Source organism: Clostridium sp. LS, from assembly GCF_002760435.1.
GTDB lineage: Bacteria > Bacillota > Clostridia > Clostridiales > Clostridiaceae > Clostridium.
Genome location: NZ_AUUU01000094.1, coordinates 1 through 14,956 on the forward strand (window position 1 = coordinate 1; position 14,956 = coordinate 14,956).

The following is a 14,956-nucleotide window of genomic DNA, read 5'->3' on the forward strand; positions in this document are numbered from 1 at the left end:
TAGTGAATTGATAGAACTTTAGTATCAGAAGCAAAGGAAGATTTAAACAGATTAAACTTTAATAACAAAATAGATTGTTAACCTAGATCCCATTTAACTGATAGCTAGATATTATTTTTTAATATGTTTTGTCTTATGTTCACTTTTTTAAGATTACAAGTTATTTATCCATGTTTAGAATTATTTTAAAATCATCTTCATATAATTAAATATAATCTTCAAAATATTATTTTCTCTTTTAGTAGATCTAAATTAATAGTCATCTTATACTTTATTCTATTCATTTTCTGCCCCTTAATTGGGGTTTTTATATGCTCTTTCAATATTATTCAATTAATCAAATGTTTAATTAGATATCTCTCTTAGCATTTTATCTAATTTTATAATTGTCTCTTTATTTTCAGACAAAGCATTTTCTTGCCTCTTCTGTTCTTCTAGACATGCTTCATCAAGATCAGTACCTTTTGATTTAAAGAATTTAATATTGGATTCTAATCTGCAATTCTCTTTTTTCAGAATAAGCTTAAAATGTTTAATTTCTTTCTCATTTAACATAAGTATCCTCCTTCCTATAACGAATATATTTTTCTATACTCCATATAATAAATTTAACTCCTTATTTGAATACTACTTAATTTATGAAAGGTTGATAATCATATGAAAAAATCTGTTATTTTATTTTCCATCTTTTTCTTCATATCATTTACTATAAATACAGTAAATACATTTGCTCAAGCAAAAATATATTCCCAAGGTTTTTATACAATGAAAGATCTTAATCTTGCTGATAATGTTACTTACATTGTAGAAAATAATGAACCCTACGTTGATGGTTTATTATTTATTATTAATTCTAGTAAAAATGTAGAACAATTTATAAGAATACCACCTAGTTCTACCAGAAATCCATTAATTCCAATTAAACCTGACTACAAATTCATAATATATGGCGATGTTAAATTAACTTTTAAACAAGCTAAAATTTCCTAGCTGTTATTTAAAACGTATTTAAAATTATGAAAGGTGGCTAATATTAATGAAAAAACTCATTTGCATAATTTCCTTTTTACTATCTACATCGTTAATTATTAACACATCAAATGCTGTAGCTCAACAAAAACAATACTCTCAAGGCATATATTCTGTAAGAGATTTGAATTTATCACCAAATATGTCTCCTAAAGTTGAAAATATATCTCAAAATGCTACTGCAACAATAATTATATTTGACTCTAATCAGTTAATGCATCAAGCTTTTAGGTTAAAACCTCAATCACAAAAATATAATCTATTACCCATTGATTATGACTATACCTTTGTGATAATTGGAAGTGGAAAGCTAATTTTTTCTTAACGTTTCTTTTTTATTTCTTAAAATATTTACAATTTATATAATTTCTAAATCTATAAACAAACCTTTTAACTTTAATTATCATAATTATTTACAAGCAGTAATCTTTTAATAGATTTGTTTTTTTATTCTTTTAGTTCTTTCAAAACACACTTGAATAGTCTGCTATATGATTTGTTAAAAGATTTAACTGACTTTATAATTTCTTAAAGAATAAAAGAAATCCCCAAAATGGGGAACACATTATACTATTCGTAAGATTCATATTTTATAATTTACTTTGATTTAGCTAATTTATCTAATTCTATAGTAAAACTTGTTACTTCCTCAACACTAGCATTTGTTTCTTCTATTGCAGCTGATTGTTGCTCCGTTATATCTAGTGTAGTATTTGATACCTGCATAGTTTTTTCTACTGATTCCTGTATTTTTTTCACCAACTCAGCAATATTTTTTGATGTTTCTCTAGAATTTCCTGCTAAATTCCTAATTTCCTTTGCAACAACAGAAAACCCTTTTCCCAAATCCCCAACTCTTGCAGCTTCAATTGAAGTATTAAGCCCAAGCATTTTTGTTTGATTAGTTATGTCTTTTATGTAACCCAAAATAACATTTATTTTATTAGAAAGTTCTCGTACCTTTACTATTTCATTATTTAATAAATTTTGATTTTCAGTAACTTCCATTGATGATGCAGCAAGATGCTGAGTTGCAGAAGATATTTGTTCAAAACTCTCTGTAAGGGTTCCAGTTAATTCCGTAATCTTTAACCGTTGATATCCTTCTTGAGATAATGTATTAGCTACCGAAAATAAAACTTCTGCTGCTGACTTAATCTTTTGTTCCTCTACTACCTTCACCTCTTTAGCTGCAGTATAATATTCTTCTTCTTCTAAACCAAGCTCTCTTGCAGTATGTTTAAACTCAGATTCTTTAGGATTATCAAAGAGAATTTGACCACCAAGAATTGTGCCAATAAGAGTTCCTTTAACTATTATTGGTGCTGCAAAATCAATAAGTCCTGAATGACATTTATAAATATAAGGTTTTCCAGTTCTAAATGCTTCCTCTCCAGCACTGGCATGACATTGTGCACATCGATTTTTCCCAATTTGTGTAGATTGAGTAAGATTAGAACATATATTAGTATAACTACTTGGCATTGTAACTGGAGTTCCATTCTTATCTACTGTTATACTCGCAATATTCATGCTTTGTGCAAAATCATCTTGAAACTTTTGAAGAAATTTCAAATCAATAATATCTCTTAATTCTAGCATATTTAAATCGCCATTATATTTTTCCACAAATTTCTCCTCCAAAAAACCGTTTTTTTATATTATACCATAGTAACTATTTACATTCTTCAATTTTTTCAAATTTTAATATATTTATTAAATTATATAATAGATTCATCTCAAATGTGTAATTCACAATTTTATATTTTTAATAAAAAAAGATAGTATTATTATTCTTACCTGATTTTTTTCCTACCTCTTTTTGGGGTACTTAGTAAACTTACTAAATAATAAATATATTTTCTGGCGACAATTAATATTTCTTATACAATCTAAAGCTTTTTGTTTAGTGTTTTGACACTTCTTCTGTACCTCGTTGATGTCCTTGTAAATATCGTTCTTCACTTCCAGCTTCTACATCAGAAAAATCTCATTTATTATATCTTGATTATATGCATTATTATCGTCAAGTATTGTATTAATATCTTCAGCTCCAAGTACATTAGAATTCTCACACCTTCTATAACTTCTGTTACCCATTTTTTTCTTCAGTAATTTAATTATAATGTTAGTAAATAAGCTCCCTATAATTTCATAATATGTATTAGTTTGAGATTTGATATAAAAGAATAGAGAGAATAAAGATTTCTCTTTATTCTCTCTATTCTTAAATAAGAACTCAAAATGTGATTTTTATTAATTGCTTTAATTTCATTATAACATCCTACAAATAAAAATGCAAAACAAAAATTCATACTATATTTATATAAATTTACTGATAATTTATTTATTAATTGTTTTGTCACAATAATATCTTAGTTATAGTGGGTATATAGGCTCAATAATGTATTTGATTTATTAATAGTAGAATAATGAACATACGCGTTTACTAATAAAAAATAGTAGTTTTAATTACTAAAACGTATTCTTTTATAACTAGGTAAATGGTCAGAAGACAATTAATTAATAATTTTCTATCTTTTGTTCTTTTTCTGAGAATATAAAATATAATAATAGTGGTTGGATATTTTTGTTTCATATATACTTAGCTTAAAGGGATTATGCTTTTTATGGCAAAAGCTTCAGGTGCCAAAGGCCTTAGAATAGTTGGTTCCATAGAAACAGGTCAAGAATTACTTCAAAGATTTGAAATGAATGAAGTTTTTGTAGGTCACATGGGTAATTGGCTTACTATAGAGCCATTACTTGCTACTGGTACTGTTGACGTGTTTGCAATGGAAGAAAATTGTTCACCTCCAGCCATAGATATGTACGCTGAAAAATACCAAGTTACTTTAGTATCTGTAAGTACTATAATTGATTTACCTGGTATTGAACATAAGATTCCTTATGAACCTTCAGAAGTTGATAAAATGGCGGATAAATTAATTGAACTTGCTATTGAAAACTTTAAAAAGAGAAAAGAAAGAAAAATTGAACCATTAGTTCCAAAGAAAACTCAAAAAGCTATAGCTGGTTTTTCAACTGAAGCTGTTTTAGGTGCTCTTGGAAACAAACTTGACCCATTAGTAGATGTAATAGCAGCTGGAAAAATAAAAGGTGTTGTAGCACTTGCTAATTGCTCAACTTTAAGAAATGGCCCTCAAGATTCTATGACTATAAACCTTACAAAAGAACTTATAAAACGAGATATATTAGTAGTTAGTGGCGGATGCGGAAACCATGCTCTTGAAGTAGAGGGTCTATGTACTGTTGAAGCCGCAAATGAAATGGCAGGAGAAGGTTTAAAAGAAGTATGTAATATGCTAAAAATACCTCCAGTATTAAGTTTTGGAACTTGTACTGATACTGGAAGAATTTCAATGCTAGTTACTGCTCTTGCAGATCACTTAGATGTTGATGTATCAGATCTTCCAATAGCCGTTACTGCTCCAGAATGGATGGAACAAAAAGCAACTATAGATGGAATTTTTGCACTAGCTTATGGTACTTATACTCATCTATCTCCTACTCCTTTTATGACTGGCGCTCCTGAATTAGTAGAACTTTTAACAGAAAAAGCAGAAGATGTAACTGGTGGTAAGATAGCCCTAGGTGATAATCCTGTTGAAGTAGCTGAAAATATTGAAGCCCATATTATTGCAAAAAGAAAAGGTATGGGATTAAGCTAATATATTTTGTAAATAAGATTCATTAAATTAATAATTAATCCTCTAAACTAACCATAAGTAGAACTTTCTTTAACTATTTAAAATATTCAAAGAAAGTTCTACTTATTTAGATTTTTGTTATTAAAAATGAGATTACACTCTTATAAATTAGTTTGCGATAAAAATTTAATTTATCATAACATTCTTACATTCTATTTGTAATATCTCGTCCAAATTTATTTGGATGAAGTATTACAAAAGCTTATGCTATTCTAAATAAAAAGATACAGATATATATTTATCTGTATCCTGAAAAAGATTGATAGTGGAATGCTTAGTATAATGGGATAAACTAATTCATTCTTCTCTATTATAATGCTAAACAAAAAAATTATCTACATAATTCAACTAGTAAAATATAACATGATAAGTGCCTATATCAATTATATTAAAATTATTTTATTACCCTATGTACTCCTTATATGGTAATCTCACAGCTTTTCCTGTCTCATCAAATTTATACTGTGTGTCTAAAAGTGGAGGATTACCCTGAAATACATTTAAGCCTATAGTATAAATAGCTTTTGCCATTTCTGAAGGATCTTGAAAAACCGAACCTGCCATACGCCCATTTTTTATCAATTCTTGAGCCTCAGGTGTTGCATCCACTCCTACAACAGCTATCGTTTTCTTTGGATCACCTAAATTGTATCCGTATTTTTGCAATGCCTCAATAGCTCCTATGGCCATCTCATCATTATTTGCAATTATCGCTTCTATTCTATTATCATATTGCAAGAATAAAGCACTAATATTTGTCCTAGCCAGATCTCTCTCCCAGTTACCAATAGTTGATGCAATTTGTGCTATTTGTATTCCTGCTTTTTCAAGAGCTTTAATTGAAAATTCTGTTCTTTCCTGAGCTTCTATGTTATTTTGAGGACCACGCAATATAGCATATTGCAAAACACCATTATTATTAATATCAATGGACGTTCTTTTATTATTCCACAAATTAACAAGAATTTGCCCTTGCAAATTTCCTGCTTCTTTTGCATTTGTGCCAACATAATAAGCTTTTTCATAGGATTTAATTGCTTCAGTTGAAAGAGGTTCACGATTAAAGAAAATGATAGGTATACCTCGTAGTTTAAAACGGTCAATTACTTCTTGAGTAGCTTTTGTATCAACCAAATTAATCAAAAGAATATCTTGAACATTATTTTCTAAATTACTCAGAATTTCATTTTGTATTGCTTGGTTCCCTTTGCTATCATAGAAATTAAACTTAACTTTCCCTTTATTTTGATTTTGAATTTCTTCTAAATTTTGTTTAACCAAGGAAATATACTTATCCTTAAAGTCATATAATACTACATCTACTACTGTTGCATGATTTTGTCTAAATAAGTTTTCCTCACCTTTTACCTCAATACATCTATATTGCATTTCAGATATATTAAATATTAAATATAAAATTACTAATATTCTTCTGAATGTTCTCATCTGAAATCATCTCCTTCATTTTATATAATAGTATTATTCTCATTAAAATTCATAAATATTTATTTCTACAAAATTAGAAAAAGTGTTATCTATATTAATCTTTTTTAGTTAACAAAAAAAGCATAGTGTAATTCTTGCAAATAGTTACACTATACCTTGTGCCTTTCGAATTAATTCCTATGAATTTCCAAATAGTTAAACTTTCTTTAATAAAGATAATGTATATAAGTAAATTTAAAGCTATGTAAAAAAAGAATAACTACCTAGATTATAATAAATCATTGTAAATATTAGCATTAGCTTTACTTAATTATGATACATACTAGTTTAACTTCTTTATAATTATTCTACATCAGTTATGTATCAATACCATTGTGGAGCTTCATTTTATTGTGATTAGAAAACCTTATTATATATATTATCTAACTTTAAAATTATTTATTTGCTTTTCTAATTCTCCTGCTAATAATTGAAGTTCATTTGAATGATTTGTAAGTTCCTCCATTGTTGCTGTTATTTCTTCTGTTGATGCAGTAACTTCCTCTGATGCTGAAGCTGTTTGTTCTGATATTAAAGTGCTTAACCTCATCAACTTTTTTAGTCATCATCTCGATTGATTTTAAAATTTCATCAAATATTTTATGAGCTTCATCTACTGCTGATTCTTGTTCATCAACTATAATTTCAGTAGCCTTAATAGCCTTTACTGCTGTATCTGATTTTTCTTGTATATTAGAAATAATTTTCTTTATTTCCTCTGTTGACGTTTTTGACTGTTCAGCAAGTTTTCTTATTTCATCTGCAACTACTGCAAATCCTTTGCCTGCTTCACCTGCACGTGCAGATTCAATGCTAGCATTTAATGCCAAAAGATTAGTTTGTTCTGTTATATTAGATATCGTTTCTGATATTGCATTTATTTACTTAGTGCTTTCATTCATATCATGAACTATATCATTAACATCATTAGTAGCCATTTTAGTTTTACTTGATTTCTCAGCCAATGTTTCTATCATAGTTAATCCCTTTGAACTTAAATCTCTAGTATTATTTGATATTTGATCCATTTCATTAGAATTAATATTAATTTCATCTAACCTTTTTGATAAGCTCTCCATTTCAGATTCACCCTTTTGGGCATTTTGCACTTGTTCAGTTGCTCCTCCTGATACATCTTCTATTGCTTTTGCCACCTCATTTATAGAAGCTGTTATTTCTTGTGACATACTTGCAAGACTTGTCGACGTTTCTAAGACTATATTTGATGAACTTGAGATACTATTCATAAGCTTAGATATATTTTTTATCATTGCATTAAATGAAGTAGCTAATTCCTTAAATTCATCATTTGTTGATGCAGTTATAGATACTGTTAAATCACCATTAGAAGCCTTAGAAAATACTTCTTTCAACTTTTTAATATTATTAGCTATTCCTTTACTTATGAATAATGATAAAAAGACAGCAACTATTGCAATTACTAGTGTCATTAGTAAAGATGTATTTAATATAGATTTTGTATCATTAGAAAGTTCGCTTTCATCTAATATAGCAACTAATTTCCAACCTGTTAATTGGTTTGTCTGATATACTCCAAACTTTTTTGAACCATCAGACTTATAGCTTACAAATCCACTGTCCTCAGATTTTACTTCCTCCCAAATTTCTAACTTTGCAGCTGCATCTGTATTAATTAACTCTCTTTGCTCATGCGCTAAAATATTGCCTAATCCATCTGCAATAAAAATGTACCCTGAATTCCCTATTTTCTTAGTAGACATTCTTTCTGAAAGTGTTGCTAATGTACAGTCTATTCCTATGACACCTACTACATGACCATCTTTTTCTACTGTTTCTGCAATTCCAACTACACTATTACCAGTTGCAGCATCTACGTAAGGAGGTGTTATTACAACTTGGCCTTTATGCTCTAGTGCAAGTTTATACCATGATCTTGTAGTTGCGTCATAACCTTCAGGCATTTGTACTTCTGGGTATATAGCAAATTTTCCAGAACCAGTTCCATAATAGATATCAAGAATATCCCCATCACTTTCTTTTATACCTTTTAATATATTTATTATAGTTTCATTGTTATTATCAACATCAATATTCATTATTGCCGGATTTTTTGAAGTCATTGAAACTATATTAGAAAATCCGCGAAAATAATCTATTAATCCATCATTTATTTCTGAAAGTGTTTGTTTACTTGTCACTGTTAACTTATTACTAAGTATTGTTTTCGATTGATTATAAGAACCAAATCCCAATATAATTAATGGAATTACACAAATAGAAACCAAACTAATGATTAGTTTAGTACGAATACTATTTATCTTTATTTCTTTTAATTTCATGTTAATCTTCCCCTTATACTTTTAATAAACATTGATTTTTTATTAAATTCAAAATAACTTATTAATTATTGTAGTATCTCATCCGCCCATCTTACTGATTCTAAATAAACTTCTGGAATCTTATTCTCATTTATCTTTATTTCTTTTGCATAAACCAGAACATCTTCCCATTGGCCTTTTTCATAACTAATAGTTAATTTTAATACCTTGTTTAACGGACTATTTTGCTCAATAAGTCCTTCTTTAATTTCATTTGATAAATACAATTCCTTTATAATAATTTCAATTGAGCAATTTAAAATGGCATCCATAACTGAAAATAAACCTACCATATATGCTGAATTAATTTTCTCTTGATATATACTCATATCACAAATAGACTCACACATTTTTGCTCTCTGCAAGGAAACTTTTACCACCTCATCTATATCACTTTCTTTTAAGTCATTTAATAACACAATATAAAGCCATTTTATAATTTCTTTCTTTCCTAAAAGTGTAATAGCATGTTTTATAGTACTTACTTTGTTCTTGATACCATATGCAGACGAATTAATTAATTTAGTAAGTTTATATGATAGTCCTAAATCTTTTATTATCAACGCTTCCAAATGATTAAAATCAAAGTCATCTTTATTTATTAACTTTAGGATTTTTAATCTAGTATCTTTATTAGCTGGAATATTTTGAGTTGATAATATAGTTGGCTTACTAAAATAGTACCCTTGAAAATACGTATATCCAAGCTTTAAGGCCTCATGATATTCTTCTTTATTTTCAACTTTTTCAGCTAAAAACTTTAATTTACTATTTATTCTTAGCAACTCAAAGACCTTTTTTCTCTCTACCCCTTTAGTAATTTTGAAGTCTATTTTTATAATATCAGCTAATTGTACTAATTTAATATATCTAATATCGAATGTAAAATCATCTAATGCTATAATAAACTCTTTTTCCTTTAATCGTTTACATGAACTTATAAATTCTTCACTTGGTTCTATATTTTCTAAAATTTCTATTACAACATACTCACTTGGAAGAATTGTTGCTATTTCTTCCTTTATCAATTCTTCTGTGAAATTAATAAACGCTTTCTTATTATCAATAATGCCTTTAAAATCAAATGCATAAAACGAATTTGCTATAACATTTAGTGTGGCTTCATCTCCATTAGAATTATTGTAAAAATTATTATGTCCATTCCTAAATAAAAGCTCATATGCAACAACTTCATTATTTCTATCAAATATAGGCTGCCTTGCTATAAAAGTGTCCATCTAATTCATCCCTTTCTAAAAGCTAATTAAAAATATAAATACAATTTAATTAATTATAAAAATACTAATAAAATAAAAACCTAATTATATATAAATATAAAAAAAACAATTAAAACTAATTAATATTAATTAGTCTTAATTGGTCGGTTGCACAACTAGCTCCCAATTCTTAAAGTGCCCAGATAAAAGAATTTTTCATAGCTCCAATTATTTAATATATATTTTTGTCATTTTTTTAATATATGTATAATATTATAATTAATTTATCAAAGTGAATTTATCCGCTTATGTAATTTTTAAAATTATAATAACAAATAATATATAAATAAATCCCAAAGTACATTATCCTATCATATAACAATAAAATGATTCATCATCTTTAGGAAAATTCTTACATGGTAACTATAAATATTATGATGGATTGTGCCATCAAGAATGGCTAAAGCATTGTAAAATTCAACTTATAAGACCTGTTTTAATTATTATACAAGGAGAAATTATAAAATTTCTCCTCTTCGTTTTACTTTTCTACTTTACTAATTAATTTGTTGTACTCGTTCAAAATTTCATCCAATTCTTGACTTACTAAAATTACGTCAGGATCTAATAGATTTGATTTTTCATTGATCAGGTCCTGTAATAATTTTCTCATCATATTAATTTTATTGTTTATGTTCTCCATTTCTTTCATAATATCCCTCCTTTCGTCATCCAATTATAACAATTAAGGAAAATTATGTATCAAATATAAAAATATTTGTTTAATATGTACAAAAAGAGCCCTCGCAATTTTAAGGGGCCCTTATAGAATCCTTTATATATTTAAATCAACTCATTGTGCTAGTTAAATTTATCAGTATTATTTACAAATAGAAAAGCTCTAACATACTAATAAGTGTAAAAAGTTATCTTTTATTAGAACGGGTTAAATTAATAAAACTTTACAAAACATGTGTTGTAATAATTATTAAAATCAATAGGCTTTAACAAAACTAATATGTTAAAAATCTGTTAATGTGTGATAATAAAAATATTATATTTAGACAAGAAAGGATTTGATTATATATTAGAAATAAAAAAATAGCAACAAGCAAAATTTTTCTTGCCTGCTGCTGTTAATATATATTAAAATACTTACGTTTATAGTTTATCATTACATTACAATTAAGTAAATAACAATTTGAAATGCAACCAAATTAATGATTGCATTTTTATATTTATGCTTTAGGGTTTATGGTATACAAGCATATATCTATTTTATCATAAAATCAAATGCAATAACAAGTAATGATTACTCTATTTAATGTTAACATTCAACTTTTTCAATATAGTCAATGTACTTGTTATACTCATTTTTAAACTAGAGCTAAGTTAATAATTGGGACACATTTTTATAAAATCCTTTTTCACTCCCTGCTTCAACTCCACTGCAATATCCTTTGTTGTATCCTTGATCATAAATATTTCAATGCATCTGCTACAGCTTAATTCTTGCTTTTACCTTGTAACATTTTTCTTAATATATAATATATTAACTAATCTATACGGTAACAATTTTTCAATATCATAGTAGTCTTTTTGATTTGAATTAGCAAAAATATTATACTCCCTTTAAGTTTTTTATTATAATAACAGTAGTCAAAAACTCCCTGACTACTGTTATTATAATATATGCCAATTAATGAAAAAGTAATAAGGGAAATAAAGACTACTCTTCACTCCCCTTATACTATGAACACCCAACTTACTTTTTTTATTAATTACCTTAATTACATTATAACATATTTTAACAAAAGCTGAAGCATTTTTACATTAAATTTATATGTATTTATATTTGTCACACTTTCTTTAAATCGTAGTACATTGGTTATATGGTAATATTTCCTAAAAGATTAGTAATCTCACAGAATTGGCATATTATCAATTTATAAAAAGCTGTAATTAGAATGCATCTAATTACAGCTTTTACTTTTTCATGCCTGGTATTAAGGAATGTTATTCATTTTTAATGCCATACTAAATATGAAAGGTGGCTTTGAAATGAAAATATTTAAAACTCTATTCTTATTTTTTATTATAATTATAGTAACTACCATGTCACTATATTATCCTAAAATGCATGCTAATTCACAAGTTGTTCCACAAAAACAAATTAAAACAGCTGTATTATTATTTAGTTTTGATGATCCTTATATTTCTTTAGTCCGTAAAGGGTTAGAAGAAATTCAAAATAAAAACAACAATAGTATCAACTTTACATTTTATGATGGCAAAAGAAATCAGAGCATACAAAATACTCTTTTAGATTCGGTTCTTCAAAATGATTATGATCTTTTACTAATAAACTTAGTAGATTTAGATCAGAATACAGTCGAATCAGTTATCTACAAAGCAAAACAAAAAAATATTCCAATAATCTTATTTAATACAGTGCCATTTGAAACAGCTCCTATTAAATCTTATAATAAAGCACTAGTTATATCTACTGATGCTGTTCAATCAGGCATTTTACAAGGTGATCTCATTACAAATGAATGGAATTCAAACAAAAACAATATTGATAGAAATGGCGATAATACATTACAATATATCATGCTAAAGGGTCCAAACAATATCACAGTAACAAATGCAAGAAGTTTGTATTCTATTTCAACCATTAATAAATCTGGAATAAAAACTCAAGAAATTCTATCCAAGACTTGTAATTGGGACGAGAAATGTGCAGAAGATTCCATTCGACTACTATTTTTAACCTATGGAAAAAATATAGAAGCGATAATTTCAAATAATGATGCTATGGCCATAGGAGCTATTAATGCATTGAAATCATATGGTTACAATAAAGGAGATAAATCAAAATATATTCCGGTTTTCGGAATTGACGGAATTCCAAAAGCTATAGATTTAATTAATATCGGAATTATGTCTGGTACTGTATTACAAGATCCAAATCAAACAGCTGAATCCCTTTATGTTCTAGGAATGAATTTGGCTAATAATTTACCCCCACTTCAAGGTACAAATTATAAATTTGACGAAACTGGAGTTACAATTAATATGCCTTATCATGAATATAAACAAATAAAGCCGTAGTTAGTTACCTATAACTAATGTTTCTTATTTATATACTTTAATCTTAATTATATATAAACTAAATTTTATCTTTAGAAGAAAATCATAGCATTAAATAATTGGAATGAATTTAGTTAACAATTTAAGTCTTACAGAAAACACAAATTATAATGTTATTGATTGAGAAATTATAGTTCCGTTCCCTTATGAGGAATATATAAAAATTAAGTCGTTTTAATATAATTGTGATGAGATTCTTTGATCTCTAAAAAATGCTTCATTGCAATAAGTTAATTCAAGTATTTCGTTAACATTTTCTCAATACCACAATATATCAAAGTGATATAAGAATTTATATAATTGTATAATCCTCCATGCCTTAAAAAGTAAGCAGTAGTTGGATTATTCCTAGCTACTGCTTTTTTCATATATAACTTATGTTTATATGGATCTGTAGAAGACTGATTTTTTGCCTTTCTAAAAACTTCTTTATACAGTTTTGTCTACATTCTTTTTCCTCTTCCAGCTTTTCTTGAATTTCCTTTGGCGTAGCAGTTGATCAATAAAAAGAACCCTATTTCTAGAGTTCTAATCCTTATTCTTTTAGCAATCGCGTTGCAATCCTATCAAGTTCATGTTTGAAATACTTATTGAATTTTTCCTGAATTGATATTATTGGAACTCCTTTTTCTTCTAGATATTCTATCGCAATTCTATTTTTTGCATTTTGTTCTGCTAATAATGTTACAATAGCAGATATGGCATAATTAGAATCCGCTTCATTATAAGCCTTGGTATATCTTACAAGTAAATCTTCATTTATCATAACCACCTCCTTTTATACAACTAATTATACAAAAAGAGCGAATTTCCTTCTAAACATTACAAATATGTTATCTGTTCAAATCTCTTTATAGTTAACAACTTTGTGATTGTAGTTATTGTTTCTATTGATTAAATCATTTTAATATTTATCTTTCAATTACATGTAATACAATGAATTTCATTATCTCATTATTTATAGGCCCTATTTTTGATCTCTTTATTTGGACATTTTTATTTTCTTAATATTTTTAACTGTACTCATATCATAATTCTAATTATCATAGTATCTATTAATTAATATTATTTTGTTAGGATGGTGTAATAATGTCATCTATGGATAATATAGATTCAGAAGATTTATTAGTTCTAATCGACTCACTCTCTACTTCACTTTCAAAAAATAAAACTACTGATGAAATTAATTTACTTGGAAAATTCTTTTTGGATGTAGGACGCTCATTGTTAGCAATTGCTTCTAAAAAAAATAATTTATCTTCAACAGAAAATGCATCAACTTCATCCGAATCTATACCCAAAAATGATTCTAACTCTAATTGATTAGTTATGAACTTTTCTCATTAAGATCTTATTTTTTGTTATATTTCTTTTACTAGTTGCAAAATGAACTTGAACCAATAAAAAATCCATAGTGATTATTTTTGTTATGACTTAATCGCAAAACCAAAACAAACACGGAAAATAATCACTATGAACTACAAAAAAATAACACAAAATCGCGTAAGAATAAACATTTAAATTTTGAAGAACGTATGATTATCCCGCTTCGCCTCAAGGATGAATTCTCAGCATATAATATATCAAAATAGCTAAATCGTTCAATAAAATACTATTCAAAATAGAATACGACATGGAACCACTACTCAAAACTAAAATTGTTCACAGCCTCAGTAGTTTTTTCCACATAATTATCAACCACCTGATCAATTCCATCACAAATATTTCTAAGGTTAAAGCTATTTGTTAAAAACATATCATTATTCAGCGTTAATTTTAATTTCATTATTAACCATATCACAACACACTTCATAAATTATTTGGAGTTTCATAAAAATTATGCGATGCTATTATTGATATATGTTTTGTGCTATGACATAACATTAAAATTATGATTAAATTCGTATAACAACTCTCTTAACCTGCATTTTATAAGCAAATTCTTAAGTAGAGAACCCAAATCTATGATTTGGTGTGAATC

The 14,956-nt window shown here is 27.0% G+C and carries 12 protein-coding genes, 2 pseudogenes and 1 riboswitch; of the genes and pseudogenes, 5 read left to right on the top strand and 9 right to left on the bottom strand.

The genetic code is table 11. The features are described 5' to 3' along the window. Positions 1-345: 345 nt before the first annotated feature. On the bottom strand, positions 346-555 hold the full coding sequence (locus tag COL3_RS19165) for a hypothetical protein (protein ID WP_008424021.1): 210 nt from the start codon (positions 553-555) through the stop codon (positions 346-348). Between the two features lie 210 nt (positions 556-765). Here COL3_RS19165 and COL3_RS19170 point away from each other — a divergent pair, with 210 nt between their 5' ends. Further along, the gene (locus COL3_RS19170; RefSeq protein ID WP_242982156.1) at positions 766-990 is read left to right on the top strand and encodes a hypothetical protein; all 225 of its coding nucleotides are present in this window, start codon (positions 766-768) and stop codon (positions 988-990) included. Between the two features lie 46 nt (positions 991-1,036). Continuing rightward, on the top strand, positions 1,037-1,354 hold the full coding sequence (locus COL3_RS19175; protein ID WP_008424017.1) for a hypothetical protein: 318 nt from the start codon (positions 1,037-1,039) through the stop codon (positions 1,352-1,354). A 272-nt stretch (positions 1,355-1,626) separates the two neighbouring features. Here COL3_RS19175 and COL3_RS19180 read toward each other — a convergent pair whose 3' ends face one another. Both COL3_RS19180 and COL3_RS29620 read right to left on the bottom strand, forming a co-directional pair. Further along, positions 1,627-2,658: a PocR ligand-binding domain-containing protein gene (locus tag COL3_RS19180; RefSeq protein ID WP_008424016.1), complete on the bottom strand. Its 1,032-nt coding sequence runs from the start codon at positions 2,656-2,658 to the stop codon at positions 1,627-1,629. 345 nt (positions 2,659-3,003) lie between these two features. Further along, positions 3,004-3,129 (bottom strand): hypothetical protein, encoded by a 126-nt coding sequence (locus tag COL3_RS29620; protein ID WP_274596968.1) that lies wholly within the window; start codon positions 3,127-3,129, stop codon positions 3,004-3,006. A gap of 533 nt (positions 3,130-3,662) precedes the next feature. Here COL3_RS29620 and cooS point away from each other — a divergent pair. Further along, positions 3,663-4,721: pseudogene (cooS, locus tag COL3_RS19185) on the top strand (anaerobic carbon-monoxide dehydrogenase catalytic subunit); the annotation flags it as partial. A gap of 441 nt (positions 4,722-5,162) precedes the next feature. Here cooS and COL3_RS19190 read toward each other — a convergent pair. From COL3_RS19190 to COL3_RS19205, 4 genes and pseudogenes are all read right to left on the bottom strand, one after another. After that, the gene (locus COL3_RS19190; RefSeq protein WP_008424013.1) at positions 5,163-6,206 is read right to left on the bottom strand and encodes a galactose ABC transporter substrate-binding protein; all 1,044 of its coding nucleotides are present in this window, start codon (positions 6,204-6,206) and stop codon (positions 5,163-5,165) included. Positions 6,207-6,624: 418 nt separating this feature from the next. After that, positions 6,625-8,566, bottom strand: a pseudogene (locus tag COL3_RS19195) (methyl-accepting chemotaxis protein). Positions 8,567-8,631: 65 nt separating this feature from the next. Beyond that, positions 8,632-9,843 (bottom strand): HDOD domain-containing protein, encoded by a 1,212-nt coding sequence (locus COL3_RS19200; protein ID WP_008424010.1) that lies wholly within the window; start codon positions 9,841-9,843, stop codon positions 8,632-8,634. Between the two features lie 132 nt (positions 9,844-9,975). Further along, positions 9,976-10,057, bottom strand: a riboswitch (cyclic di-GMP riboswitch). Positions 10,058-10,363: 306 nt separating this feature from the next. Continuing rightward, the gene (locus COL3_RS19205) at positions 10,364-10,534 is read right to left on the bottom strand and encodes an aspartyl-phosphate phosphatase Spo0E family protein (RefSeq protein WP_008424009.1); all 171 of its coding nucleotides are present in this window, start codon (positions 10,532-10,534) and stop codon (positions 10,364-10,366) included. Positions 10,535-11,883: 1,349 nt separating this feature from the next. Here COL3_RS19205 and COL3_RS19210 point away from each other — a divergent pair. Then, positions 11,884-12,936, top strand: a complete 1,053-nt coding sequence (locus tag COL3_RS19210; RefSeq protein WP_008424008.1) for a galactose ABC transporter substrate-binding protein — start codon at positions 11,884-11,886, stop codon at positions 12,934-12,936. Positions 12,937-13,510: 574 nt separating this feature from the next. Here the strand turns inward: COL3_RS19210 and COL3_RS19215 are convergent. Next, on the bottom strand, positions 13,511-13,741 hold the full coding sequence (locus COL3_RS19215) for a hypothetical protein (RefSeq protein WP_008424006.1): 231 nt from the start codon (positions 13,739-13,741) through the stop codon (positions 13,511-13,513). 323 nt (positions 13,742-14,064) lie between these two features. Here COL3_RS19215 and COL3_RS19220 point away from each other — a divergent pair, with 323 nt between their 5' ends. Next, positions 14,065-14,298 (top strand): hypothetical protein, encoded by a 234-nt coding sequence (locus COL3_RS19220; protein ID WP_008424004.1) that lies wholly within the window; start codon positions 14,065-14,067, stop codon positions 14,296-14,298. A 319-nt stretch (positions 14,299-14,617) separates the two neighbouring features. Here COL3_RS19220 and COL3_RS28885 read toward each other — a convergent pair whose 3' ends face one another. Beyond that, positions 14,618-14,788: a hypothetical protein gene (locus COL3_RS28885; protein WP_180277960.1), complete on the bottom strand. Its 171-nt coding sequence runs from the start codon at positions 14,786-14,788 to the stop codon at positions 14,618-14,620. Positions 14,789-14,956: the final 168 nt, after the last annotated feature.

Bases quoted from the DNA above. Each gene is read 5' to 3' on its own strand.
- COL3_RS19165 (WP_008424021.1), bottom strand. From the start codon at position 555: ATGTTAAATGAGAAAGAAATTAAACATTTTAAGCTTATTCTGAAAAAA.
- COL3_RS19170 (WP_242982156.1), top strand. From the start codon at position 766: ATGAAAGATCTTAATCTTGCTGATAATGTTACTTACATTGTAGAAAAT.
- COL3_RS19175 (WP_008424017.1), top strand. From the start codon at position 1,037: ATGAAAAAACTCATTTGCATAATTTCCTTTTTACTATCTACATCGTTA.
- COL3_RS29620 (WP_274596968.1), bottom strand. From the start codon at position 3,129: ATGGGTAACAGAAGTTATAGAAGGTGTGAGAATTCTAATGTACTTGGA.
- COL3_RS19190 (WP_008424013.1), bottom strand. From the start codon at position 6,206: ATGAGAACATTCAGAAGAATATTAGTAATTTTATATTTAATATTTAAT.
- COL3_RS19200 (WP_008424010.1), bottom strand. From the start codon at position 9,843: ATGGACACTTTTATAGCAAGGCAGCCTATATTTGATAGAAATAATGAA.
- COL3_RS19205 (WP_008424009.1), bottom strand. From the start codon at position 10,534: ATGAAAGAAATGGAGAACATAAACAATAAAATTAATATGATGAGAAAA.
- COL3_RS19210 (WP_008424008.1), top strand. From the start codon at position 11,884: ATGAAAATATTTAAAACTCTATTCTTATTTTTTATTATAATTATAGTA.
- COL3_RS19215 (WP_008424006.1), bottom strand. From the start codon at position 13,741: ATGATAAATGAAGATTTACTTGTAAGATATACCAAGGCTTATAATGAA.
- COL3_RS19220 (WP_008424004.1), top strand. From the start codon at position 14,065: ATGTCATCTATGGATAATATAGATTCAGAAGATTTATTAGTTCTAATC.
- COL3_RS28885 (WP_180277960.1), bottom strand. From the start codon at position 14,788: ATGAAGTGTGTTGTGATATGGTTAATAATGAAATTAAAATTAACGCTG.